Source organism: Pseudomonas sp. 58 R 12 (assembly GCF_900005865.1).
GTDB lineage: Bacteria > Pseudomonadota > Gammaproteobacteria > Pseudomonadales > Pseudomonadaceae > Aquipseudomonas > Aquipseudomonas tritici.
Window position 1 is genome coordinate 64,712 of the sequence record NZ_CVTP01000019.1, and the last position, 22,756, is coordinate 87,467.

General features: G+C 59.1%; 26 protein-coding genes. 10 read left to right on the forward strand and 16 right to left on the reverse strand.

Features of this window, described 5'->3' with window-relative positions; all coding sequences use genetic code 11:
- Positions 1-52 precede the first annotated feature (52 nt).
- Together BFP95_RS15940 and earP are read right to left on the reverse strand one after the other, a co-directional pair.
- The gene (locus BFP95_RS15940) at positions 53-625 is read right to left on the reverse strand and encodes an elongation factor P (protein WP_065872731.1); all 573 of its coding nucleotides are present in this window, start codon (positions 623-625) and stop codon (positions 53-55) included.
- A gap of 49 nt (positions 626-674) precedes the next feature.
- Positions 675-1,808: an elongation factor P maturation arginine rhamnosyltransferase EarP gene (earP, locus tag BFP95_RS15945; protein WP_065882420.1), complete on the reverse strand. Its 1,134-nt coding sequence runs from the start codon at positions 1,806-1,808 to the stop codon at positions 675-677.
- A gap of 132 nt (positions 1,809-1,940) precedes the next feature.
- Between earP and BFP95_RS15950 the strand changes: the two genes are divergently transcribed.
- Together BFP95_RS15950 and BFP95_RS15955 are read left to right on the forward strand one after the other, a co-directional pair.
- Positions 1,941-2,309, forward strand: coding sequence for a hypothetical protein (locus BFP95_RS15950; RefSeq protein ID WP_065872733.1), 369 nt, complete (start codon positions 1,941-1,943; stop codon positions 2,307-2,309).
- 5 nt (positions 2,310-2,314) lie between these two features.
- A complete protein-coding gene (locus tag BFP95_RS15955) occupies positions 2,315-2,797 on the forward strand; it encodes a GreA/GreB family elongation factor (protein ID WP_065872734.1) in 483 nt (160 codons plus the stop codon).
- Between the two features lie 5 nt (positions 2,798-2,802).
- Here the strand turns inward: BFP95_RS15955 and cysB are convergent, their stop codons facing one another.
- The 5 genes from cysB to BFP95_RS15980 form a co-directional block, all read right to left on the reverse strand.
- Positions 2,803-3,777: an HTH-type transcriptional regulator CysB gene (cysB, locus tag BFP95_RS15960; RefSeq protein WP_012722988.1), complete on the reverse strand. Its 975-nt coding sequence runs from the start codon at positions 3,775-3,777 to the stop codon at positions 2,803-2,805.
- Positions 3,778-3,880: 103 nt separating this feature from the next.
- Positions 3,881-4,381, reverse strand: a complete 501-nt coding sequence (locus BFP95_RS15965; RefSeq protein ID WP_049709304.1) for a universal stress protein — start codon at positions 4,379-4,381, stop codon at positions 3,881-3,883.
- A gap of 72 nt (positions 4,382-4,453) precedes the next feature.
- Positions 4,454-5,359: a 5'-nucleotidase gene (locus BFP95_RS15970; RefSeq protein WP_065910398.1), complete on the reverse strand. Its 906-nt coding sequence runs from the start codon at positions 5,357-5,359 to the stop codon at positions 4,454-4,456.
- Between the two features lie 15 nt (positions 5,360-5,374).
- Positions 5,375-6,328 (reverse strand): putative 2-dehydropantoate 2-reductase, encoded by a 954-nt coding sequence (locus BFP95_RS15975; RefSeq protein ID WP_065882419.1) that lies wholly within the window; start codon positions 6,326-6,328, stop codon positions 5,375-5,377.
- Positions 6,325-6,711, reverse strand: a complete 387-nt coding sequence (locus tag BFP95_RS15980) for a thioredoxin (RefSeq protein WP_065872737.1) — start codon at positions 6,709-6,711, stop codon at positions 6,325-6,327. The genes BFP95_RS15975 and BFP95_RS15980 overlap by 4 nt, the downstream gene beginning before the upstream one ends.
- Here BFP95_RS15980 and BFP95_RS15985 point away from each other — a divergent pair.
- Both BFP95_RS15985 and BFP95_RS15990 read left to right on the forward strand, forming a co-directional pair.
- A complete protein-coding gene (locus BFP95_RS15985) occupies positions 6,710-7,144 on the forward strand; it encodes a PilZ domain-containing protein (protein WP_065882417.1) in 435 nt (144 codons plus the stop codon). The two genes, BFP95_RS15980 and BFP95_RS15985, sit on opposite strands and share 2 nt — an antisense overlap.
- Before the next feature lie 131 nt (positions 7,145-7,275).
- Positions 7,276-8,352, forward strand: a complete 1,077-nt coding sequence (locus BFP95_RS15990) for a 3-deoxy-7-phosphoheptulonate synthase (protein WP_016975370.1) — start codon at positions 7,276-7,278, stop codon at positions 8,350-8,352.
- A 64-nt stretch (positions 8,353-8,416) separates the two neighbouring features.
- On the opposite strand, the gene BFP95_RS15995 is transcribed toward BFP95_RS15990, so the two are convergent.
- Positions 8,417-8,698, reverse strand: coding sequence for a GNAT family N-acetyltransferase (locus BFP95_RS15995; protein ID WP_049709309.1), 282 nt, complete (start codon positions 8,696-8,698; stop codon positions 8,417-8,419).
- Between the two features lie 612 nt (positions 8,699-9,310).
- Here BFP95_RS15995 and oprI point away from each other — a divergent pair.
- Complete coding sequence (gene oprI / locus BFP95_RS16000; RefSeq protein ID WP_003172710.1) at positions 9,311-9,562, forward strand: outer membrane lipoprotei OprI; 252 nt, start codon at positions 9,311-9,313, stop codon at positions 9,560-9,562.
- A 134-nt stretch (positions 9,563-9,696) separates the two neighbouring features.
- Here the strand turns inward: oprI and BFP95_RS16005 are convergent, their stop codons facing one another.
- The 3 genes from BFP95_RS16005 to BFP95_RS16015 form a co-directional block, all read right to left on the reverse strand.
- Positions 9,697-10,665, reverse strand: coding sequence for a L,D-transpeptidase family protein (locus tag BFP95_RS16005; RefSeq protein WP_065872739.1), 969 nt, complete (start codon positions 10,663-10,665; stop codon positions 9,697-9,699).
- A gap of 73 nt (positions 10,666-10,738) precedes the next feature.
- Entirely contained in the window at positions 10,739-11,032 is a 294-nt protein-coding gene (locus BFP95_RS16010; RefSeq protein ID WP_065872740.1) for a hypothetical protein, read from the reverse strand.
- A 58-nt stretch (positions 11,033-11,090) separates the two neighbouring features.
- The gene (locus BFP95_RS16015) at positions 11,091-11,696 is read right to left on the reverse strand and encodes an arylesterase (protein WP_065872741.1); all 606 of its coding nucleotides are present in this window, start codon (positions 11,694-11,696) and stop codon (positions 11,091-11,093) included.
- A 10-nt stretch (positions 11,697-11,706) separates the two neighbouring features.
- Between BFP95_RS16015 and BFP95_RS16020 the strand changes: the two genes are divergently transcribed.
- Complete coding sequence (locus tag BFP95_RS16020; protein ID WP_005786391.1) at positions 11,707-12,390, forward strand: ABC transporter ATP-binding protein; 684 nt, start codon at positions 11,707-11,709, stop codon at positions 12,388-12,390.
- Positions 12,390-14,900, forward strand: a complete 2,511-nt coding sequence (locus BFP95_RS16025; RefSeq protein ID WP_065882414.1) for an ABC transporter permease — start codon at positions 12,390-12,392, stop codon at positions 14,898-14,900. The genes BFP95_RS16020 and BFP95_RS16025 overlap by 1 nt, the downstream gene beginning before the upstream one ends.
- 137 nt (positions 14,901-15,037) lie before the next feature.
- Here BFP95_RS16025 and greB read toward each other — a convergent pair whose 3' ends face one another.
- Together greB and BFP95_RS16035 are read right to left on the reverse strand one after the other, a co-directional pair.
- A complete protein-coding gene (gene greB, locus BFP95_RS16030) occupies positions 15,038-15,511 on the reverse strand; it encodes a transcription elongation factor GreB (protein WP_065872762.1) in 474 nt (157 codons plus the stop codon).
- Between the two features lie 113 nt (positions 15,512-15,624).
- Complete coding sequence (locus BFP95_RS16035) at positions 15,625-16,608, reverse strand: hypothetical protein (RefSeq protein ID WP_065882412.1); 984 nt, start codon at positions 16,606-16,608, stop codon at positions 15,625-15,627.
- A 220-nt stretch (positions 16,609-16,828) separates the two neighbouring features.
- On the opposite strand from BFP95_RS16035, the gene BFP95_RS16040 reads away from it, so the two are divergent.
- From BFP95_RS16040 to BFP95_RS16050, 3 genes are read left to right on the forward strand one after another with little or no spacing between them, the layout of a single operon-like run.
- Positions 16,829-17,755: an ATP-binding cassette domain-containing protein gene (locus BFP95_RS16040; protein WP_065910399.1), complete on the forward strand. Its 927-nt coding sequence runs from the start codon at positions 16,829-16,831 to the stop codon at positions 17,753-17,755.
- Positions 17,752-18,477 (forward strand): ABC transporter permease, encoded by a 726-nt coding sequence (locus BFP95_RS16045; protein WP_065872745.1) that lies wholly within the window; start codon positions 17,752-17,754, stop codon positions 18,475-18,477. The genes BFP95_RS16040 and BFP95_RS16045 overlap by 4 nt, the downstream gene beginning before the upstream one ends.
- A gap of 15 nt (positions 18,478-18,492) precedes the next feature.
- On the forward strand, positions 18,493-20,223 hold the full coding sequence (locus BFP95_RS16050; protein ID WP_065910400.1) for a Gldg family protein: 1,731 nt from the start codon (positions 18,493-18,495) through the stop codon (positions 20,221-20,223).
- A gap of 4 nt (positions 20,224-20,227) precedes the next feature.
- Here the strand turns inward: BFP95_RS16050 and BFP95_RS16055 are convergent, their stop codons facing one another.
- The 3 genes from BFP95_RS16055 to BFP95_RS16065 all read right to left on the reverse strand — a co-directional run bounded on the left by BFP95_RS16055 (position 20,228) and on the right by BFP95_RS16065 (position 22,746).
- Positions 20,228-20,536: a hypothetical protein gene (locus BFP95_RS16055; RefSeq protein WP_065882405.1), complete on the reverse strand. Its 309-nt coding sequence runs from the start codon at positions 20,534-20,536 to the stop codon at positions 20,228-20,230.
- 250 nt (positions 20,537-20,786) lie between these two features.
- Positions 20,787-21,221, reverse strand: a complete 435-nt coding sequence (locus BFP95_RS16060) for a DoxX family protein (protein ID WP_065910401.1) — start codon at positions 21,219-21,221, stop codon at positions 20,787-20,789.
- 103 nt (positions 21,222-21,324) lie between these two features.
- Positions 21,325-22,746 (reverse strand): transglycosylase SLT domain-containing protein, encoded by a 1,422-nt coding sequence (locus tag BFP95_RS16065; RefSeq protein WP_065910402.1) that lies wholly within the window; start codon positions 22,744-22,746, stop codon positions 21,325-21,327.
- Positions 22,747-22,756: the final 10 nt, after the last annotated feature.

Sequence of the window (22,756 nt, forward strand, 5' to 3'; positions counted from 1 at the left end):
CGAAAAAGCCCGACACAAGGTCGGGCTTTTTTTCGTATCGGCTGGGCCAGAATTACTTCTTGGCGCGACCTTTGTACGAACCGCCTTCGCGGGTATCGATTTCGATCATGTCGTCGATTTCGATGAAATCGGCCACTTGCAGTTCGGTACCGTTGCTCAGCTTGGCAGGCTTCATCACCTTGCCGGAAGTGTCGCCGCGAGCGGAACCTTCGGTGTAGGCCACTTTACGCACGATGGTGGTCGGCAGCTCTACGGAAACCAGGCGCTCTTCGAAGAAAATAGCTTCGCAAACGTCTTCCATGCCTTCCTCGATGAACGGCAGAACGGCTTCGATATCTTCAGCGTTCAGCTCGTACATGGTGTAGTCGGTGGTGTCCATGAACGTGTAGGTGTCGCCGCTGATGAAGGACAGGGTCGCTTCTTTGCGGTCGAGGATCACGTCGTCCAGTTTGTCATCGGCGCTGTAGACGATCTCGGTCTTGTAACCGGTCAGCAGGTTCTTCAGCTTGGTCTTCATGATTGCGCTGTTACGACCAGACTTGGTGAACTCAGCTTTCTGAACCAGCCAAGGGTCGTTTTCGAGACGGATCACTGTACCGGGTTTCAGTTCTTTACCAGTTTTCATTGCATATATCCGAAATTTGGATGGGATTTACAAAATTCAAGGTGGCGTATCATATCCAACTTTCATAAAACTTCACCAGCGCCGTCGCAAGATCGGCCTGCAAGCCCTGTTCCAGACACCATGTTTCGGCGTGCTGGCTCACCTCCGACCCGTGTTCCAGCAGCATTTTCCACGGTTGTGCCATATCGCCCTCCGTGTTCCAGGCTTGCCAGAGCCCGATAAAGGCAGCCTTTGCCGCCGCTGATAAGCCGGCCGTGTACAGCTCCAGGAAGGCATCGAGCTTGTCGAGATGGATGTCTTCGTCCTGGCGATAGATGTGCCACAGCAACGGCCGGCCGGCCCATTGGGCGCGCACGAACGAGTCTTCGCCGCGTACGGCATTGAAGTCGCAGCACCACAGCAGGTGGTCATATTGCTCTTGGCGTACGAACGCGATGACCTGCACCGTCAGCGCTCCGCGTTGCTGGATGTCCCCCGCTGCCAGCCGGTCCAGGCCCAGCCAGCGCTGCACATCACCCAGAATACGGCCCTCCGGAACCAACAGATGAGTGGCACGCCCATCCGTCGATAACACGTCCAGCCAACTGGCCAGCCCGGCATTTTCGTAGGCAAACAGTGAGATCAGCCGCGCATCGGCTGCGGGAAATATGCCCAAGGCTTGCAGGAAATCTCGCTGCGCGCTGGCATCCTGCTGAAAGGCCCGACGCTGCTCCAGCAGACCCGCCTCGCGCAGCAAGCCTCCGGTGCCGGGACGAAACCCGGGAAAGAAGAAGTACTTCTGCACGCCTTTGAATTTCACCGAAGGCAACCGGTGACACCCCACTACCCAGTCTTCCGCGCTGAGGTAATCCAGGTTCATCCATAACGGCGTACGCTCGCGTTCGGCCATGGCTTCCATATAGTCGGGCGGTAACTGACAGGCGAAGGCGGCGATCACTACGTCCGCCGCAGGCGCCCCCACCCACTCGGCCGGCCAATGGCACACTTCGACGCCTTCCTGCCATTGCAGGTCTTGCTGCACATCAATTTCCGGGCACATGCGTTCGAAGGCACGCAGGTCATCGACCCACAAACGCACAGCGCAAGCGTGCTCCGCCACCAATTGCCGGGCCAGGCGCCAGGTCACGCCGATGTCGCCGTAGTTGTCGACGACGCTGCAAAAAATATCCCAGCGGGCTTTCATTCCGGGCTCCAACGATCAAAGGCTCGATTGTCCGCATAAATGCACCGATGCAGAAGGCTTGATCGCGATTATTCTGCACAGCGGCTGTGCGACAATCGCCGCCACGCCGCAAATGCCTGCCAGGAGGCCGCCATGTCTGATCGTTCGTTCTCGCTGCTCAAGCTCAGTGTCTCTATCGCGTTTGGCGTGTGGCTGGGGTTTATCGCCATCGTGCTGACCACTTGGCTGGCTTCGCGCTATCTGTTCCCGCAGAGCTTGGCGCCGGTGGCCCAGGCGGTCCAGCAATTGGGCAAGCCTGCGGTTGTGGAACCTGAACCGCCGAACCGCCTGTTCGAGCAATACCAGCAGAACCTGCAGAAGCAGGAACAGCAGCAAGCCCTGGATCAGGCCCGCAACAATGCACGCAACCTGTCCAACCCCAAATGCCAGTTCTGGCTGCAACAAGACCAGAACGCTCCCAACGAAAAGACTCGGGCCAATGTCCTGCAATTCTGCGATTGATCACTATGAATAAACACGCCGTCCACCAGTTGGTCCTGGAAAAGCTCAGCGTCGACCTCGACATTGCCCAACGGGCCGCGCAGACCGCCTACGAAACTGCGACCCACGAAGAAAACATCGCCGAAAACAAATACGACACTCTGGGGCTGGAGGCTTCCTACCTGGCAGCCGGGCAAGCCAAGCGTGTCGAGGAAATCAAGCAGTCGCTGGCGCTGTGCCAGAACATGGCACTGCGTGCCTACGATGATCAGCGGGGCATAGAAATCGGCGCGCTACTGGGCCTGGATGATGAGAACGGTCGCCAGCAGTGGCTGTTCCTGGCGCCGGACGCGGCGGGTTTGAAAGTGGACGTGGTCGGGCAACCGGTGACCGTCATCACCCCGCGCTCGCCGCTGGGCAACAGCCTGCTGGGCAAGTTTGAAGGTGATGAGGTGGAGATTCTGGTGGCAGGCGCTCGGCAACTGTTTACGGTTACCGAGGCCAAATAAACCACTCAGTGAACGGGCAGTTCAACGCCGTCGAACAGCTCTTCCAGTTCCTGCTTGTTGTGGCACTGGATCGCCTTGGCCATGACTTCACGGGTCAGGTGGGGCGCAAACTTCTCGATGAAATCGCACATGAAACCACGCAGGAAAGTGCCGCGACGGAAACCTATCTTGGTCACACTCGACTCGAACAGCTCGCTCGCATCAAGCACTACCAAGTCTTTGTCGAGGGCCGTGTCGACCGCCATCTTGGCGACGATACCGACGCCCAGGCCCAGGCGCACGTAAGTCTTGATCACGTCGGCGTCGGCCGCAGTGAACACCACTTTCGGCGTTAGGCCACGATGGCTGAAGGCTTCGTCGAGCTTGGAACGGCCGGTAAAACCGAATACGTAGGTCACGATCGGGTATTCAGCCAGGGCTTCCAGGGTCAGTTTCGGCAGCTTGGCCAACGGGTGACCTTGCGGCACGACCACGCAGCGGTTCCAGCGATAGCACGGCATCATCACCAGGTCCCCGAACAGCTCCAGGGCTTCGGTGGCGATGGCGAAATCGACGGTGCCGTCAGCGGCCATCTCGGCGATCTGCATCGGCGAACCCTGGTGCATGTGCAGGGCCACGTCCGGGTATTGCTTGATGAAATCACGGATCACCGGCGGCAACGCATAACGAGCCTGGGTGTGGGTGGTGGCGATGGACAGGGTACCCTTCTTTTCGTTGGAGAATTCCTGGGCGATCTGCTTGATGCTTTCGACTTTGCGCAGGATCTCGCCAGCGGTGGTGATGATGCGTTCACCGGCCGGGGTGACACGGGTGAGGTGCTTGCCGCTGCGGGCGAACACTTCGACGCCCAACTCATCTTCGAGCAGGCGGATCTGCTTGCTGATACCAGGTTGCGAGGTGTACAGGCTTTGAGCGGTAGCGGAAACGTTGAGGTCGTGGTGCGCCACTTCCCAGATGTAGCGCAGTTGTTGAAGCTTCATATGTGTCCCTCAAAGCAGATAGACGCCACGGGTATCAGCGACGGTATATAACTATATTAAAGGTTTGATGGATAAATCTAGAACTTTTTATCGTTTTTACCCATCACGCATCATCACTGCGTCGACGTTGTAACGAAGGCACCAGGTACACCGGCACCGTAGACAACTGCAGCACCCGTGCAGCGGTCCGCCCCAACGGGGTGGCCGCCGCGATCGCGTGGCTATGACTGCCTACAATCAACAAGTCCACGGACAGTTTGCGCAACTGGTCGAGTATCACCTCGCACGGGTCCCCCTGGATCACCCGTACCGAGCGGATCAACTTCAGGTCTTGCTCCCCTTCCCCCAACTCCTCGCGAAAACTGTCCAGTACCCGCTGCTCAATCGTCGCCATCACCGTGGTCAGCCCCTGACTCTGCCATTCACTCAGGGCCTTCTCATCAAGGTAGCTCTGTAACACCGATTCGGCGAACAACCCGATGGGCTCGACCACGTGAATCACATACAAATCTGCCTTGAACGTTCGGGCCAGCGCCAGCGCGTGCTGCATCACATAAGGCGCGTACAGACCGAGGTCCGTGGCGTACAGCATCGAACGAATCATAGAACCCCCCCGGAACTGCCAGGATGGCGGAGATGAAATGAGCTTAGCAGTGCCCGGGCGAATACGATTAGCTTAGATCTTCACCTCATTACTGATGCCATGGGGCACATGCCCGGTCGCTACAAACTCCCTGGCTTTCTCGCAATGCCCGGCCTGGTCATCGAAAAACACATCGGCAGCAAACGCCTCCAGAAACGCGGATTTTTCCAGGCCGCCGAGGAACAACGACTCGTCCAGGCGGATATCCCACTCACGCAAGGTGCGAATCACTCGCTCGTGCGACGGCGCCGAGCGCGCGGTGACCAAGGCCGTACGGATCGGGCAGGACTCATCGGGAAACTCGCGCTGCAGCAGGTTGAGCGCCGCCAAAAAACCCTTGAAAGGACCGCCGTGCAAAGGCTGGCGCGCCGACTCCCGCTCGTTGGCCTGGAACGCTTCCACCCCCCCAGCCTGGTACACACGCTCCGACTCATCGGAAAACAACACGGCGTCACCGTCGAAGGCGATGCGCAGCTCTTCGCTGGAGGCCCGGTTTGGACCGCCGGATAAAATCGTCGCCGCCGCGAAACCGGCGTCCAAGGCACTGCGCACATCTTCAGCATGGGTCGACAGAAACAGATGGCAGCCAAACGCCGCCAAATAAGGATAAGGACTACGCCCGCCCACGAAAGCGGCGCGGGAAATGTCCAGGCCGTAATGCTGGATCGAGTTGAACACCCGCAGGCCGGTATCGGCACTGTTGCGCGACACCAGCACCACTTCGACCCGGGCACGGCCCAGGCTGGCGTTAAGACTCAGCAGTTTCTTGACCAGCGGGAAGGCATCGCCGGTCTCGAGGATTTCTTCTTCGTGTTCGATCTGGTATTTGCGGTAGGCCTCGACGCCTTGGGCGAGGTAGACCTTGTGGCTGTCGCTCAGGTCGAACAGGGCGCGCGACGAGATCGCCAGCACCAGTTTGTCGCCCAATCCCTTTGCCATGGTGTGTCCCCCGGCTCAGCGGTTATGCCGATCAATAAAACTCAAGGCCTGGTACAGCGCCTGCATCCGCGGCAGTTCGCAACCGGCAGCTTTTGCCGCGGCGAGTGGCCGGGCATAGATCGCCGCCAGTTCAAGCGGGCGTTTGTGCACGTGGTCGTGGTACATGCTCGGCAGGTAGTCGACCATCGTTTCGGTCATGGCGAACATCTGCTCAGCGTAACTCTTGGGGATTTCATGGCCGCAGGCGTGGGCGCCTTGTACCACTTCGGCCATCAACGCCTGAATCAGCTCGCGGCTGGATTCATCCGCCATCATCGCCGTGGTGCCCGCGCCCAATAATACCGAGAGGCCGTTGTAGGGCACGTTCCACACCAACTTATGCCAACGGGCCTGATGCACATTCGCCATGGCCTGGGACTCAATGCCCGCCTTGTGAAACAACGCGGCGCCGGCTTCGACGATCGCCTTTTGGCGGGTTTCATCATTGGCCGCCGTGCCACTGTGATAACCCAGGTTGACCCGGCCCAACGCCTGATGCTCGATAACGCCGGGGGCAGAACGATGCACGCCGATGTAACACAGGCCGCCGAGCAAATGCAGTGATGCGGGCAGGTGCTCGCGCAGGCTGTCTTCCACATCGAGGCCATTTTGCAGCAACACCACCTTGGCATCCGGCGCCGCAACCTGGGCGATGGTCGGGGCCAGGTCGACGTTGCCGGTGGACTTGGTGCCCACCAGAAGCCAGTCGCACGGCGGCATATCGGCAGCCCGGGCGTAGGCCTGCACCGGGTGCAGGTGCAAGGGGCCATGCACGGTGCTGTTGAGGTGCAGGCCGTGCTCGCTGACCGCTGCGTACTCACTGCGCAACAGGAAGTGCACATCAAAACCGGCGCGTGCCAGCATCAAACCGTAGAAACCACCGATGGCGCCGGTGCCGATGATGCCAATGCGGGGTGATTGTGCGGTCATGGCAGATCCTCTGGAGTGCGGGTAAGCGCATGTTTTATAGAGTCAGCAAGGTCAGAAGGTGTAAGACGCGTCTGTAATTGTCCGAGGAATTGACCCTCGCACACCACGAACAACGCCGGCAAATGAAAGATCTGGTAGCGTTCGACCGCGCCGCCGTTGTGCCCGGCATCCACCCAGCACACCCGGTCCAGCGGCAACGGCCAGCCTGGTAATTGCTGGCGCGCCCAACGGCAACTGGAACACCCTACGCTTGTGAACACGACAAGCGAAATACCTGGCAATCCCAGCAATTGCTGGTCAATATCCAGGTCGGTCAATTCCAGTTCCTTCACTATACTGCTGCTGCCGCCGTCAACTGGACGGTGCTCGGAGTCCGTGTACATGGGTCGTTTTTTACCTCACCCTGATGATGTCGCTGTCGAGTTAATCCAACGCCCCTCTCCTGCCATCCCCCGCCAACGCCTGCACACTATCGGCCTGGGCGGTGTTGCCTGCGATTGGCCACGCGCCTGGCGCGAGGGCACGGCGGTTGATCTGCACATCCCTTCCCTGGGCGCCAGCGCGCGTTATCCGGGCTATGTGGCGTGGTGCCGCAAGGTGGAAAACGGCTACCGCGTCGGTGTCTCGTTTACCGATGAACATGCACTGTTCGGTGCGCGAATGGGTGAGCAAGCATGCCGGATAGAGCGCTATTGCCGCCAGCACGAAGACGCAGAACCCACCGCCCAGCAATTCGAAGCATTGGCCCGCGAGTGGGTATCGCGCCATGCCTGCGAGTTCTCTCATGAGGCGTTTGTGGCGCCAGCGCTGGATTAAAGCGGGCTTTGCCCATTGTCGCGGGCCCGTGTTACGCGCTAAGGTTCCTTCCCCCTGCATCCAAATCATGCTGTGCTCCGCCGCACGGGGATGGCTGGCGGCCGGCACCCGTGACCCTGACGAGTAACACGATGGCTGATTTACCGATCAATGACCTAAACGTCGAATCCAACGAGACCCTGATCACACCTGATCAGCTCAAGCGCGAAATCCCTTTGAGCGACGCTGCCCTGCAGACCGTCACCAAGGGCCGCGAAGTCATCCGTGACATTCTCGACGGCACCGACCACCGCCTGTTTGTCGTCATCGGGCCCTGCTCGATCCATGACCTCAAGGCTGCCCACGAGTACGCCGAGCGCCTCAAAGTACTGGCGGCGGAAGTATCCGACACCCTGTATCTGGTGATGCGCGTCTATTTCGAAAAACCGCGTACCACCGTCGGCTGGAAAGGCTTGATCAACGATCCGTACCTGGACGACTCGTTCAAGATCCAGGATGGCCTGCACATCGGTCGTCAATTGCTGCTGGACCTGGCTGAAATGGGCCTGCCCACCGCCACTGAAGCCCTGGACCCGATCTCCCCGCAGTACCTGCAGGATCTGATCAGTTGGTCGGCCATCGGCGCACGCACCACTGAATCCCAGACTCACCGAGAAATGGCGTCCGGCCTTTCCTCGGCCGTGGGCTTCAAGAACGGCACCGACGGTGGCCTGACCGTGGCGATCAACGCGCTGCAATCGGTCTCCAGCCCGCACCGTTTCCTGGGTATCAACCAGGAAGGTGGCGTGTCCATCGTCACCACCAAGGGCAACGCCTACGGCCACGTGGTGCTGCGCGGCGGCAACGGCAAGCCCAACTATGATTCGGTCAGCGTTGCGCTGTGCGAACAGGCGCTGAACAAGGCCAAGATCAAGCCGAACATCATGGTCGACTGCAGCCACGCCAACTCCAACAAGGACCCGGCCCTGCAACCGCTGGTGATGGAAAACGTCGCCAACCAGATCCTCGAAGGCAACCAGTCGATCATCGGCCTGATGGTCGAGAGCCACCTGAACTGGGGTTGCCAGGCGATTCCAAAAGACCTGGCCGACTTGCAATACGGCGTGTCGATCACTGATGCCTGCATCGATTGGGCCGCCACTGAAAACACCCTGCGCAGCATGCACGCCAAGCTCAAGGACGTATTGCCGAAACGCAAACGCACCTGACACAACACTGCGCACACAAAAACGCCGGGCTGAGCCCGGCGTTTTTTATGGTGCTATTTATGCCTTAGAGCTTCGCGGCATGGCGCTGGTGGCGCTCCATGTAGCGTTCAACGTAGGAGCAGGACGGGATCACCGTATAGCCTGCCTGTTCGGCGAACTTCAAGGCTTCCTCGGTCAATGCCGCCGCAATACCACGGCCCCGCAGTGCGTTGGGCACAAAGGTCCGATAGATATCCAGGGTCTGTTTGCCGAGGTCCATATAGGTCAGATAGGCACGATGACCGTCCACATTGGTCTCGAACTGATGACCAGCCTGGTCATGGTGGATGGACAACGCCTCGCTCATCACTACTCCTCGCGGGTCTTGGTTTCTGACCCCTACCTTACCGATGTTTTTCCGGCGAAGGAACATCTACGCCACCCCGTGCCGGTTCCGACAACGAGAAAACCCTGAGCGCTCACAACCAGCACGTAGGGAATAGTAGGCACCAATCCTGCGATTGCTCAAGGCGCACCTGTCATCCCCTGCCGCTGGTGGATATAGAAAAAGCCTCGATCAACCGATGATCGAAAGCCTGTACATTGCCGGCAGTTGAACCTTGAGACGAACAGACGCTCTTAAAGTCACCTCTACATGCGCAAAAGATGCCGGGCAACACAAAGCCGTGCTGAACGAAAGTGTCAGCTGTATATATAAATTTTCATCTGTTTACAGGGCTTAACGCATGCGGGACGGCCCTTCCAGCCTGGATCCAATTGTCGCCTGATTGAAAAAAATTGGACGCTTTTTATACAAACCTTCAAAAGGTTAGCCAAAATAGATTCGGCACGAGAATTTTTTTTGCTTCTTGCGCTACGTCAGTTTACTTACTACAAGTAATGGGTAGTATGTACGCCGGCTATTAGCTCACTCTGGGCGAACTAGCCATCTAATAGAAAGTCCTTGAAGGGGAACACGATGAACAACGTTCTGAAATTCTCTGCTCTGGCTCTGGCCGCAGTTCTGGCTACCGGTTGCAGCAGCGTCTCCAAAGAAACCGAAGCTCGTCTGACTGCAACTGAAGACGCAGCAGCTCGCTCCCAGGCTCGTGCAGACGAAGCCTACCGTAAAGCTGATGAAGCTCTGGCTGCTGCTCAAAAAGCACAACAGACTGCTGACGAAGCTAACGAGCGCGCACTGCGTATGCTTGAAAAAGCTAGCCGCAAGTAATAATCCTTCGGGGTTGTTATCAAGCCGATCCATTTATGGGTCGGCTTTTTTATTGCCTGGGATTTATACCTGAATAACGCGCAATAAAAAGCCCGCCGAGGCGCAAGGCCTTGACGGGCTTTTGAACGAACGCCTTATTGCTGCAGGTCGATCGGCGCGCTGGAGGCGATCGGTGCCGGGCCCGGCACGCCGATTTCCGTCGGCAAACCATCTTCTGCCGCCACCACATCCCGCACCTGGTCCCAGTTCACGCGCAACTGATTGGACAGGTCCTCACGCTTGAGCAAGGCGTTGATCACCGCCGTGTGCTTGTCCACCACCGACGGCGTACCGTCGTCGTTCAATGGGGTATGTGCTTCAAGGTAGACCTTGCCGCCGCTGGCGCCGAACTTGTAGGCATCGTTGATGATGCGCACCGACGTGCCCACCGGCACCATGCCGGCCATCTCCAGCACGTTGTTGTTGAACATACGGAAGCAGCCGTGGCTGGTACGGGTGCCGATGCCGAACTTCGCGTTGGAGCCGTGGATCAGGTAACCCGGCGTGCCCAGGGTGAACTTGAACGGGCCCAAGGGGTTGTCCGGGCCGGCCGGCACCACGTTGGGCAGCGGGTCACCGTTGGCAGCGTGCTCGGCCTTGATCGAGGCGGGCGGCGTCCAGGTCGGGTTCGGCGTTTTGGCAATGATGCTGGTATGGGCGATAGGCGAACCCCAGCCTTCACGGCCAATGCCCAGCGGGAAGGTGTAGACCACGTTCTGGCCCTTGGGGAAGTAGTAGAGCCGGTACTCCGCCAGGTTGATCACAATACCTTCGCGCGGGCCCGGCGGCAGGATGAACCGCGTCGGCAGCACGATCTCGGTGCCCGCCCCCGGCAACCAGGCATCCACACCCGGGTTGGCCGCGACCATCTCAGAATAGCCCAGGTCATAGGTGGTGCCCAGGTCGGCAAAAGTGTCTTCGTACTTGGCCTTGATCACCTGGACCTGACCGACGATGTCTTCACCCGGCGGTGGCAAGGGCAACTGCAAAGCTGACGCAGAACCAGCCGCACAGAGTGCAGCGAGAGACAGGCAGCAGGTGACGACGGAAAGGCGCGACAACATCCGGAAAATCCTTCGCAGAACGACGGGGAGGTAAAGATCGATTGTATACGTGAAGCGCGCTTCTAGCTGCCCCTTACAGCTCGAAACGCAGCTCCGGCCAGATCGGCGGCGTACCGCGCTTCTGGGATTCCAGGATCGCACGACACAAGGGGCACAGTCGCTGGTCCTGGAAGATCGAGCGATCAACCCGCGACCAACGCGGTTGCGCCGGCAATAGCGTGCCGCACAGCGTGCGATCGATGGTACCGCCCAGTTCCAGTTGACGCGTCACCAGATGCACCCGCACTTCCTGGCAGGCGAACAGATCCAGCTGCTCATCCGGCTCGATCAGTTGGTAATTAAACAGGGACCAGGCGGGACGCGACATCAGGGGCTCCAAATCGGGGGGGCGCCACCTTAGCCGAAAGACTGCCGGTAGAAAAGCGTCAAAGCAGCGGTTTTAGCGTCGGCCAGACATTTTCCAGCAACTTGCCCTGGGCGCCGACCGCCGGGTGCAGTTGATCCGCCTGCATCAGCTCCGGATGACCGCCCACGCCATCGAGGAAAAACGGTACCAGCGGGACGTTTTTTTCCTTGGCCAACACACCATAGACTTCGGCAAATGCCGTGGTGTAGCGCGGGCCATAATTGGGCGGTAATTGCATCCCCAACAACAACACCTTGGCACCACCGGCCTTGGACTGGTCAATCATCGACGCAAGATTTTGTTTCAATTGCGCCGGGGGTTGCCCACGCAATCCATCATTGCCGCCCAACTCGATCACCACCACGTCCGGCTTATGCTCTGCAAGCGCCGCCGGCAGCCGCGCCAAGCCCCCGGCACTGGTATCCCCGCTGATGGAGGCGTTGATCACTTTATCGTCGAAACCTTCCTGCTTGAGCCGTTGCTCCAGCAGGGCAACCCACCCCTTGCGGGTATCCAGGCCGAAACCGGCACTGATACTATCGCCAACGATCAGGACTGTACCCGCCGCTGCGTTCTGGGCCATGCACATCAAGGCCAGGCCAGCACTCAAAAACCACATTCGCATCGGATTCTCCATGGGCGCAAGCATTCTCACCGCGCGGAACCTTAGCAAAGTGGTTCCCAGCGCGGAAGGTGAACTGACTATCCTGCACGAACTGAGCCTGGAACTGAACAAGGGCGATAGCCTGGCTATCGTCGGCAGCTCCGGTTCCGGCAAATCCACCCTCCTCGGCCTGCTGGCTGGCCTCGACCTGCCCAGCAGCGGCGAAGTCACCCTCGCCGGCCAAGCCTTGAGCACCCTGGACGAAGACCAGCGCGCGCGCATCCGTGCCGAGCACGTAGGGTTCGTGTTCCAGTCCTTCCAACTGCTCGACAGCCTCAACGCGCTGGAGAACGTCATGCTGCCCTTGGAGCTGGACGGCCGCAAAGACGCCCGCGAGCGCGCCCGGCACCTGCTCGAACGTGTCGGCCTGGGCCAACGCCTGACCCACTCACCCCGCCAACTCTCCGGTGGCGAGCAACAACGCGTGGCGATTGCCCGCGCCTTTGCCGCCGAGCCGGACGTGCTGTTTGCCGACGAACCTACCGGCAACCTCGACAGCCACACCGGCGAGCGCATCAGCGACCTGCTGTTCGAGCTCAATAAAGAGAGCGGCACGACCCTGGTGCTGGTCACCCACGACGAGCGCCTGGCCCACCGTTGCCGACGCCTGATCCGCCTTGAAGCCGGCCTGATGGTCGCGCCCCTGGAGCCTTGATGGCACGTTTGCCGCTGTTGCGCCTGTTCAGCCTTGCCATGCGCCAATTGCTGCGCGATGCCCGCGCTGGCGAATTGCGTGTGTTGTTCTTCGCCCTGTTGGTGGCCGTGGCCGCCAGTACCGCCATCGGCTACTTCGGCGCTCGCCTCAATGGCGCCATGTTGTTGCGCGCCACCGAGTTTTTGGGCGCCGACCTGGTGCTGGAAGGCAGCTCGCCGGCCCGCCCCGAGCAAATCCAGTCCGGCACCGAACTGGGCCTCGATCACGCTCGCGTGGTGGAGTTCTCCAGCGTTATAGCCACTGATAACGGCATCCAGCTCTCCAGCATCAAGGCGGTCAACGAGCAGTACCCGCTGCGCGGCGAACTGAAAAGCGCTGCTGCGCCCTTCGGTGAGGAGACCCCTGGCGGCGAGCCCAAACCCGGGGAAGCCTGGGTTGAAGCCCGGCTGCTGACAGCACTGGACCTCAAGGTCGGCGACAGCATTGATGTGGGTAGGAAAACCCTGCGCCTGGCCCGCGTGCTCACCTATGAGCCGGACCGCGCCGGCAACTTCTACAGCCTTACGCCCAGGGTGATGATCAACCTGTCGGACCTGGACGCTACCGGTGTCGTACAGCCCGGCAGCCGTGTCAGCTACCGCGAACTGTGGCGCGGGCCACAGGGCAGCACGGCGCTGCAAACCTATCGTGACCTGATTAAGCCAGGACTCGCCGCCAACCAGCGGCTGCAGGACTCACGGGACGGCAACCAACAGATCGGCGGCGCGCTGGGCAAAGCCGAGCGCTACCTGAACATGGCCAGCCTGGTCGCAGTGCTGCTGGCCGGTGTGGCCGTGGCGCTGTCGGCCAATCGCTTCGCCACCCGGCGTTTTGACGCCAGTGCCTTGCTGCGCTGCCTGGGATTGTCACGGCGCGAAGCCATGTTGCTGTTCAGTTTGCAACTGAGCGTACTGGGGCTGCTGGCGAGCCTGACCGGCGCCCTGCTCGGCTGGCTGGCGCAGTTTGGCCTGTTTTACTTTCTCCATGACCTGCTGCCTGCGGACGTTCCACCCGGCGGGCTGTTACCGGCAATTGCGGGAATCGGCACCGGCCTGGTCGCCCTCGCCGGTTTCGCCCTGCCGCCCTTGGCCGCCCTGGGTCGTGTCCCCCCGCTAAGGGTATTGCGTCGCGACCTGCTGCCGATTCCCTCCAGTACCTGGATGGTCTACGGCGCGGCACTGTTTGCATTGGGCCTGATCATGTGGCGCCTGAGCCTCGACCTGGTGCTGACCTTCGCCCTGCTGGGCGGTGGCGTGGTGGCTGCACTGGTCCTCGGCGGCCTGCTCCTGCTGCTGTTGCAAAGCCTGCGCCGCCTGCTGGCACGCGCCTCCCTGCCGTGGCGCCTGGGCCTGGGCCAATTGCTGCGCCACCCGTTAGCGGCGGCCGGACAATCCCTGGCGTTTGGCTTGATCCTGCTGTCCATGGGCTTGATCGCCCTGCTGCGTGGCGAGTTGCTCGACACCTGGCAAAACCAGTTGCCCAAGGACGCGCCCAACTATTTCGCCTTGAATATCCTGCCGGCCGACAAGGATGCCTTTGGCGACCGCCTGCTGGAACTGCAAGCGCAATCCGCGCCGCTGTACCCGGTGGTGCCGGGTCGCCTGATCAGTATCAACGGCGAGCCAGTACAGGAAATCGTCAGCAAGGATTCAAGCGGCGATCGCGCGGTACAACGCGACCTGAGCCTGACCTGGGCTGCCGACCTGCCACCGGGTAATGCCCTGACGGCGGGCTCATGGTGGTCACAGCAACCCACCGATGAAATCCCTGGGGTCTCCGTAGAAGCCAAGGTAGCGGAAAGCCTCAAGCTCAAGCTCAATGACCACTTGGTGTTCACGGTGGGCGGCGAAAATCGTGAAGCGCGGGTGACCAGCCTGCGGACCATCAACTGGGATAACTTCCAGCCCAACTTCTTCATGATTTTCCAGCCAGGCACCTTGAAGGACCTGCCGGCCACCTACCTGACCAGCTTCTACCTGGCACCCGGGCATGACCAGCAAATCGTCGACCTGTCCCGGGCGTTCCCGGCGGTAACCATCCTGCAGGTCGAGGCACTGCTGGAGCAGTTGCGCAGCATCCTCGCCCAAGTGACCCTGGCGGTGGAGTACGTACTGCTGTTTGTCCTGGCAGCGGGGATGGCGGTGTTGTTCTCGGGCCTGCAGGCCACGCTCGACGAACGTATCCGCCAAGGCGCGCTGTTGCGCGCACTGGGTGCCGAACGCAAGCTGCTGGTCAAGGCCAGGCGTATCGAGTTCGGCTTGCTGGGTGCCGTCAGTGGCCTGTTGGCGGCACTGGGGACCGAACTGGTGACCTTTGTGCTGTACCGCTATGCATTTGACCTGGCCTGGCAGCCTCACCCATGGTTGCTGTTGCTGCCGGTGATTGGCGCCGTGCTGATCGGCGGTGCCGGTGTGTTTGGCACCCGTCGTGCACTGAACGCCAGCCCGCTGACTGTATTGCGCGAAGGTTGAAGCGCCGTGTGGGAGAGCTTTAGCAACGCGGCGAAGGGATCACCGCGCGGTCTTTGCCAGACCGCAGCGCCTGCATCGCAGCGTCGCTGAAGCTCGACAGCTCCCACATGTGATCTCTAGTGTTTTCGGAGCCCCGCTCACTTCACATACTCGATCCCGGTGATCCACCAGCACACTTCACCACTCGGGGTCTGCACGAGGGCCTCGTCGTCTACTTCCTTGCGCAGCAGCGCACGGGCCATGGGTGAGTCGATGGAGATGTAGTCCATCCGTTCATAGATCTCGTCATAGCCGACGATACGAAAACGCTTGGTCTCGCCCTGTTCATTTTCGATGTCCACCCAGGCGCCAAAAAACACCTTGCCCTCCTGCTCGGGCATGTACTCCACCACACGCATGTCTTCCAGGCGCTTGCGCAGGTAGCGCACGCGACGGTCGATCTCGCGCAGCAACTTCTTGTTGTACTGGTAATCGGCGTTTTCGCTGCGGTCCCCCAGCGAGGCCGCCCAGGTCACTTTGCGCGTGGTGTCCGGGCGCTTCTCACGCCAGAGGTAATCCAGCTCCTTCTTCAGCGCTTCATGGCCTTCTTTGGTAATCAGCTTGGTACTCAAACGCTTGCATCCCCAGGCAATGTCCATAGGTGCCGATACGCCTGGGTTTCAAGCCCGGGCGTTGGCTGGCTGGCGTTGATGATAAATGAACCCGGGAAAGTAGCCAGGCCAGTCTAGCTATCCAACGCCCGATCCAGCTCAAGCAGCATGCCTCTCAGGCTTTGCCGCAGGCCCGCCACCTGCGACGTCATCACCTTCAGGGCTTCGGTCCTCTGGCTGACCGCAAGCGACTGATCATGCAGTTGAGCGGTGCGTTGTTCCAGTTCTCGAACCTTCTCATCCAACTGGGTTTGCCCCTGCTGCAACCGCGCCTGCCACTGCTCAAGTGCGGCCTCCTGCTCGATTGCCGCGAGTTTTTGCTGGGTCAGCTCCTGGGCGACACGGGCAAGGTTGGTCAACGTACTGTCCACCTCGAACAACGTACTGTGTTCACCTGACGCAGGGGGTTGCGGTTGCGCCGGCGCGACGGGTGGAGGTGGGATTGCAGGTGGCTGCGGCGCAATGATCACGGGCGTTTCGACGGAAGCTGGCAGGGGCTCCTCAACCAGGTGTTCATGCGTCGGCCGGGGTGGGTCTGAGGGGCCTGCCCCTTTGACCGGGGAGCTCATTTGTGACGAAAAACGAATGGACGGCACAATCAATGAAGCACTTTCGATAGCCGGCAGTGTCGAGGCCGACATGCCCAGGGTGATCACTTTCATCACAAGCGCTTTCTTGATAATCACCGAGTGATGATCCTCGGGCCTGGCGGGCGGCAGCTTGCAACCTTTCAAATCGACAAAATGATAGGGCACCTGGGTCTCAGTAACGCCGCCCGCCTTAACCCCCGAAGCGGCCAATGTCAGTATTTGCTTAAACACATGTAAGGCCACCTGCAAGTCTTCCTTGGACTCGACCCCGCCCAGGAAATACCGGTCAAGTTTCTTACGCAAGCCCGCGATATAGACCCTGGAACTTCCCGGCTCTACCTCCTCATCCAAACTGTAAACAAGAAAGTTGGAGGCCGTCTGACCTACAGCAAACCCACAGAGCAGTGCACCGTTAACTGGAGCATCTTGACCGTCGCGTTCAAGCACAAGGGTACGTAGCAGCATCATGGCATTCAGGCCTCATTATGCGGGGCAGAAAGTTTATATAAACAACAAATAAACATTCAAAAATTGGACGCTTTTAAAACACGACACATTGTTTCAGTGGCTTGACTGCCGCGCACGTAGGACTTGTCTTATTAATAGTTATCGGCGTTCCCAAAAACAGTCATTACCCGTACCCTTTTTTCACGCCCCCTACGTCATGCCAAACTTATTCGGTAAAAAAATGATCGAAATAAGCAATCTGACAAAACACACGGGTAACACAACTATAATTAGCGACTTTTCATTTAGCGCCCATTCACAAGAATGCCTGGGTTTATTCGGAGAAGATCATACGGTCAAAACAGCCCTGCTCAATCTAATAGCCGGTTCGACGCAGCCGTCCAGCGGTTATATAAATATCCAGGGCTTCAATACTCAAACCCATGCACTTAACGCGAAAAAACTCGTCGGCTACCAACTGTCCAAAGACCTCGGCCATCCAACAATGTCCGTCAACACATTCCTTGGCTTCATCGCGGCCGTTCGCGGCCTCCACGGCGCCGAAAAGCGCGCACGGTTGGAACACGTTGTTGCACGACTGGAACTGTTTCCGGCGCTCAATGCCCCCCTCGACGCGCTCTCCATTGCCTGGAAACGCAAAGTCGCTATTGCCCAAGCCATCCTGCATGGTCCAGCCCTGTTACTGCTGGATGAACCAACCGAAGGGCTCGCACCTGATCAGAAACATACATTCAGGGCGCTTATCCAATCACTGACGCAAGAAATGACAGTGATCATCGCCTCTCGTCACTGCGATGAATTGTCCGAATTGTGTACACGCGCACTGGTCATAGCCGGCGGTCGCCTGGTGGCCGATACCCCACTGCCCGATCTACAGCGCGACTCCCGTCACTTCCAGGCCGTCACACTTGCTGCGGACACCCCGTTGGATCTGCTGGCCCTCGCCGTACTGCCAGGCGTGGCAGGCATCGAGGAGCATCGGCATGCACCCGGCACGGTGACCGTTCTCGCGATGCCGGGGCACACCATCTATCCCCATATCAACACGCTGATTGCCAGTCGTCGCTGGAAAATCAACTCACTGAATCTGGAACCAGGTCGCCTCAATGATGTAGTCCACCAACTGAGCCAGGAGGCGTCTCTTTGAAACTATTGCCTGTCATTTTAAAGCGTCAACTTGCCAGCTTTGCCTGCACACCCAGTATTTACCTGAACATTGCGATCTTCCTGATACTGTCAGTCACATTGGGCATGTACATAAGCTCGTGGCCGGAACAAAACAGCGGCGACTTGCAGGTCTTTTTCCAGTTCCATCCCTGGCTGTACTTATTGTTGATTCCCGCCCTGGCCACGCAACTATGGTCGGATGAAGCCAATGCAGGTTTTTTCGGCGTGATGAAAACCATGCCCATCACGACATTTGAATGGGTTATCGGGAAATTCCTCGCCGCCTGGCTCGTCGCAGGTACAACGCTGCTCCTGATGTTTCCTCTCGTCATTATTGCCAACTACTTGGGCAGAGCGGACAACAGCGTTATCGCTTCACAATTTTTGGCGAGTTGGCTGCTCGCGGGCAGCTACCTGTCCGCTGGTTGCTTTATTTGCACATTTGTAAGCCAGCGCACTGTCATTTTCGTACTGACCCTGGGCTTGCTGCTGACCGCCAGTGGACTCTCTAGTGTATTGGATGCGCTTGAGCACCAAGCCCCGATAGGGTTGATCGACAGCCTGGCCACACTCAGCCCGGCTTTACGATTCAGCAGTATCGATGATGGAAAACTTACACTTCGCGACACGCTTTACTTCATTAGCATGATCCTCGCCTTTCTCGCTGCGGCGACCGTCACACTCAACTACAAACACAGCTGAGAAGGGAAACCCTTAATGCGGTCCACTCTGCGCACCGGCATGACACTCACCGTCACCTTGTTGCTTTTCCTGGCGTTCAATCTGGTTTGGATAGGTAAACTTCCTGATATCCAGTGGGATCTTTCTCAACAAAAAGTTCACACTTTATCGTCTTCAGCACAACATCTAGTTGCCACACTGGAAAGCCCCGTCGACCTGTATTACTTCAACTCGAACAACGACCCGAAAAGAAACTACGCCGTGCAACGCTACAGCAAGCGTGTAGAGGAACTGCTCAAGGAGTACGAAAAAACGGCCAATGGCATGATTAACCTGCACCTTATTGAACCTGCACCTTTTTCCGAGGACGCCTATAAAGCCCGGCTATCCGGACTCGACCACAACGCTGGGTTTCTCGGCCTTATCGGCACCCGCGCCGGTCACAGTGTGCGCCGTATCGGTTCCTTCAGCCTCGACCGGGAGCCCTTGCTCGAGTATGAAATCAGCCACCTGCTCTATAAGTTGCAGCACCCGGAGCGCCCGGTCATTGCACTGCTGTCGGGGCTGGCGATGGACGAAGCTGCAGGTCGGCTGTTGCAGGATCTACGACGTGAATTTGATCTGGTCAACCTGGAGTCGACTGCCGCGCACGTCCCCGAGCGTATAAAAACGCTGATGGTTGTGCACCCACAGGCGTTATCTGAGCGAACGCTGTATGGGATTGAACAATTTGTATTGAGGGGCGGCAGATTGATGATGTTTATTGACCCCTTGAGCGAGCAACGCTCAAACGCTGCCCCTGCCAACACTCTAGTGGACCAATTACTGGCTGCCTGGGGTATCCAGATGCCAGCGGACAAGCTGCTGGCCGACGACCTCTATACGCCTTGGGAAACGCCAGGGGCGCCCACTCAGGTCCGATTGAACCTGCCTCGGCAGGCGATGAACACAAACGATATCAGCACCTGGAACCTCAACAGGGTGACGGTATCGAGCAGTGGCGCTCTCTCACGAATGAGTAAAAGTCGCACGACCTTCACCCCTCTCCTGCACAGCTCCGAGCAATCGGTGCTGCTGGATGCCAATAGCTTCACCCGCGCTACCACGGTCGACTCATTGATTGAACAGGCGTCGGGCCAAGAGCGGCGTCATGTGATCGCCGCACGTATCGAGGGGCCGAGCTATTCTGTCTTTCCGGATGGCCTCAAGGGGCAGCCGCCCGGTGTGCAGAAAGCAGCGCAGATACATGTCGTGGTCATTGCTGACACCGACTTGCTCACGGACAAGGTCAGCAATTCGGCACCTGACAGCAACGCGTTGTTTGTCTTGAATACATTGGACAACCTGTCCGCCCCCGACACACTCGCCGCAATTCGCCCTCGCGTGCCGCAGGAACGGGAGCCGACAGTGCTGGAGCGCATGCACGAGGTCGCGAAGCACGCCTATCGCTCGAAGGCCAGCGAACTGGAACGACGCCTGCAACGAACGGAGCAGGAATGGCAACGGCTGATCCCGTGGACCACTGCCCTCGGCACCCAGGCGGTGGACACCACCACCCAGTTGCAAGCACTCAACAAGGAACGCCTGCGCTTGCCCATGGAGCTGCATGCCTTGCAACGCAAAGCCTATGCCCAGGTGCGTCACCTGGAACTGGCGATAAAACTGGTCGTGACGTTTGCCATTCCGCTGACGTTATGCCTGATCGCCTGGGGGGTCTTCCGGGGTCATCGCCGTCGTCGGCTGCACGCTGGCAGCCTGATTCACTAAACGATTAACGTCGGGCGATCAGCCCTTGTCGAGCGATGCGGGTCAATTGGCGGATGACTTCTGCGGCGTCGCTGGCACTCGGGGCCTGGATGACCGCGAGGTCAAAGCTGTTGCTGGCAAAACGCGCAAGGGAATCGCCATCTTCGACAAACTGGATCAGGAACGCTGAGGGTCGGCCAGTACGGCGCGGCCAGCCATCCAAGTAACGCAAGAGCGTAGGCTGGTGCTTGCCGCCAAGGAGAATTTTAGGATTGCGTTGAGTCAGGTCCGCGGTGATCGGGGCCAGGCGTATCAGGGGGCGTAGTGCATTCATCGTGTCGTGTCTCTGCCTCAAAAGTCTGCGGGCAGGTGAGAGGCAACACCGAACCAGCGCTTTAGCGGAATTTCGAAGCATGGAACATGCTTCTGTCGGGACCGATAGCGATCACCCATGGCGCCCCGCAATTAGCTGTTTAAATCGGCGCATGAACGGCATCCTAGAGAAGCCGGTGGGGCGATGTCAACAATCCCGAGCAACGAAAAGGCCCGCACATGGCGGGCCGATTCAAGGTTTTGCAGAACGATCAGTCGGCGATAGCGCGGTCGGCAGACAGTTTGCCCGCCCCTTCCAACAACACCGCCAGGGTGCCGCCGAGCAAGGCCAGTGCGAACTCATAACCGTTGTTGGCCATGAACAGACCGTTATGGATATGCACCGAGAAGATCGCCACCAGCGTCAGGATGGTCAAGCCGAGTGCCGCCGGACGCGCCAGCAGGCCAATGATCAGTGCCAGGCCGGCGAAGAACTCGGTCCCCCCCGACAGCAGCGCCATCAGCGTACCCGGCGCCAGGCCGATGCTTTCCATCCACTGGGCAGTGCCTGCCAGGCCGTAGCCGCCAAACCAGCCAAAGAGTTTTTGCGAACCGTGGGCGGCGAAGATAATGCCGACAATAATACGCAGGATGGTCAGGCCGTAACCGGCACGGGTGGACAGGACGCTTTTGATCAGTGGGCTCATGGTGATAATCCTTTTCAAAGTAGGGGTTGGTTGGCCGCTATATTAATCAGTTTAAACAATGATAAAAGCCGAAAAAATGCCTGATTAATATCGATTAAATCGATTACTTCCGTGAAGCGATTTTCGGCGCTGGCGGTTCCAGGGATTCCCGCTCCCGATCGAACGCCAGATAGTACTTGTTGACGCTATTAACATAGCTGACGCCGCCCATGCCTACTTGCTCCATGGCAATGCGTTCAACCTGGAAGAACCACTGGTTGGGGTTGAGCCCCCGGCGCTTGGCCTCCGTGCGCATACCCTGCACCCGCTCTGGCCCCATGTTGTACGCCGCCAGCACAAAGGCCATGCGCTCGCGCTCATTGAGCTTGGGGCTGGCGAAGAACTTGCGGCGGATCATCGCCAGGTAGCGCGCACCCGCCTGCACATTACTGTCGAGACTTTCGATATTGTTGACCCCCACGCGCTGCGCCGCCGAGGGCGTAATCTGCATCAGGCCGGTGGGGCCGCCGCTGTTGCGTGCGCCAGGGTCAAGCGCGGATTCCTTGAAGGCCAGCGCGGCAAGGTTCAACCAATCCATGCCCTGCTCGCGGGCGTGTTTCTGCAACACCGGGCGCAATTTTTCCAGGCGCTGGCGGTCGACGCGGGCCAGCGGGTTGCGTACTTGGTAGAGGCGACGGTAGATGCGTTGAAACGCCACATCCTGGTCTGCGGGGGTTCGATAGGTCTTGAGGAATAGATCAATGCTGGCCCGCAGCATCGAGGCATCCTGGCGCACAAACCAGTACTCGTCGCCCGGCTCGCTGATGACCACTTGTTTATCGAAACGCAACTTGGGCAGGATCTTCGACCAGCGCTCGGCAATCGGCTTTTCGACAATGGTCAGGTGGAAAATGCCAGCCTGGACCATCTCCAGCACATCTTCCACGGCCAAGGTCGGGTCAACCCATTCCACCTTGATGGGTGGCTGCTTGTGCAGGGCCAGCTTCTGATTGACCTGGCTGATGGCATCCGCCGCCGCACTACCGGTGGTCAGCGCCAGGGTGCGTCCGGACAGTTGCTCCAACTTGGTAAAGCGCCGCTCACCTTTCACGCCCACCAGCCACAGCGGCACATCGCTGGCAATCGGATCGCTGGTGCTGATCTTGTGCGCGGCCTTTACATCCACCAACTCACCGGGCGCCACCAGGTCACCTTCACCACGGGCCAGCGCGCCAAGCAACTGGTCCTTGGCCTTGGGAATGATCTTGAGGTTGATTTCCTGGCCGTCACGGGCATGGCCGTTGAGGTATTGCTCGAAGGCGCGCAAACGATGGTATTCCACACCGATGGCCTGGCCCTGAACCTCGCCTGAACTGTTACGGCTCTGGTTGACCAATACGCGCAGGGTGCGGCTCGAGCGAATCTCCGCCAGATCGCGGACCTTGCCGGGCTTGGTCACTTCCAGCGGCCCGTCCAGGCGCGCAACCGCGGCCATGGGCAACAGCAGCGTCAGGCACAACATAAGCAACGCCGAGGGTCGGATCATCCGCTCTCCG

Excerpts from the sequence above, each read along its gene's own strand:
- BFP95_RS15980 (WP_065872737.1), bottom strand. The coding sequence starts at position 6,711 with ATGTACACGGACTCCGAGCACCGTCCAGTTGACGGCGGCAGCAGCAGT.
- BFP95_RS15965 (WP_049709304.1), bottom strand. The coding sequence starts at position 4,381 with ATGATTCGTTCGATGCTGTACGCCACGGACCTCGGTCTGTACGCGCCT.
- BFP95_RS15955 (WP_065872734.1), top strand. The coding sequence starts at position 2,315 with ATGAATAAACACGCCGTCCACCAGTTGGTCCTGGAAAAGCTCAGCGTC.
- oprI (WP_003172710.1), top strand. The coding sequence starts at position 9,311 with ATGAACAACGTTCTGAAATTCTCTGCTCTGGCTCTGGCCGCAGTTCTG.
- BFP95_RS16050 (WP_065910400.1), top strand. The coding sequence starts at position 18,493 with ATGCGGTCCACTCTGCGCACCGGCATGACACTCACCGTCACCTTGTTG.
- BFP95_RS15985 (WP_065882417.1), top strand. The coding sequence starts at position 6,710 with ATGGGTCGTTTTTTACCTCACCCTGATGATGTCGCTGTCGAGTTAATC.
- BFP95_RS16065 (WP_065910402.1), bottom strand. The coding sequence starts at position 22,746 with ATGATCCGACCCTCGGCGTTGCTTATGTTGTGCCTGACGCTGCTGTTG.
- earP (WP_065882420.1), bottom strand. The coding sequence starts at position 1,808 with ATGAAAGCCCGCTGGGATATTTTTTGCAGCGTCGTCGACAACTACGGC.
- BFP95_RS16005 (WP_065872739.1), bottom strand. The coding sequence starts at position 10,665 with ATGTTGTCGCGCCTTTCCGTCGTCACCTGCTGCCTGTCTCTCGCTGCA.
- BFP95_RS16060 (WP_065910401.1), bottom strand. The coding sequence starts at position 21,221 with ATGAGCCCACTGATCAAAAGCGTCCTGTCCACCCGTGCCGGTTACGGC.
- BFP95_RS16040 (WP_065910399.1), top strand. The coding sequence starts at position 16,829 with ATGATCGAAATAAGCAATCTGACAAAACACACGGGTAACACAACTATA.
- BFP95_RS15995 (WP_049709309.1), bottom strand. The coding sequence starts at position 8,698 with ATGAGCGAGGCGTTGTCCATCCACCATGACCAGGCTGGTCATCAGTTC.
- BFP95_RS16020 (WP_005786391.1), top strand. The coding sequence starts at position 11,707 with ATGGGCGCAAGCATTCTCACCGCGCGGAACCTTAGCAAAGTGGTTCCC.
- BFP95_RS16010 (WP_065872740.1), bottom strand. The coding sequence starts at position 11,032 with ATGTCGCGTCCCGCCTGGTCCCTGTTTAATTACCAACTGATCGAGCCG.
- BFP95_RS15970 (WP_065910398.1), bottom strand. The coding sequence starts at position 5,359 with ATGGCAAAGGGATTGGGCGACAAACTGGTGCTGGCGATCTCGTCGCGC.
- BFP95_RS16035 (WP_065882412.1), bottom strand. The coding sequence starts at position 16,608 with ATGATGCTGCTACGTACCCTTGTGCTTGAACGCGACGGTCAAGATGCT.
- BFP95_RS15950 (WP_065872733.1), top strand. The coding sequence starts at position 1,941 with ATGTCTGATCGTTCGTTCTCGCTGCTCAAGCTCAGTGTCTCTATCGCG.
- BFP95_RS16025 (WP_065882414.1), top strand. The coding sequence starts at position 12,390 with ATGGCACGTTTGCCGCTGTTGCGCCTGTTCAGCCTTGCCATGCGCCAA.
- BFP95_RS16055 (WP_065882405.1), bottom strand. The coding sequence starts at position 20,536 with ATGAATGCACTACGCCCCCTGATACGCCTGGCCCCGATCACCGCGGAC.
- BFP95_RS15940 (WP_065872731.1), bottom strand. The coding sequence starts at position 625 with ATGAAAACTGGTAAAGAACTGAAACCCGGTACAGTGATCCGTCTCGAA.
- BFP95_RS15975 (WP_065882419.1), bottom strand. The coding sequence starts at position 6,328 with ATGACCGCACAATCACCCCGCATTGGCATCATCGGCACCGGCGCCATC.
- BFP95_RS16015 (WP_065872741.1), bottom strand. The coding sequence starts at position 11,696 with ATGCGAATGTGGTTTTTGAGTGCTGGCCTGGCCTTGATGTGCATGGCC.
- BFP95_RS15990 (WP_016975370.1), top strand. The coding sequence starts at position 7,276 with ATGGCTGATTTACCGATCAATGACCTAAACGTCGAATCCAACGAGACC.
- cysB (WP_012722988.1), bottom strand. The coding sequence starts at position 3,777 with ATGAAGCTTCAACAACTGCGCTACATCTGGGAAGTGGCGCACCACGAC.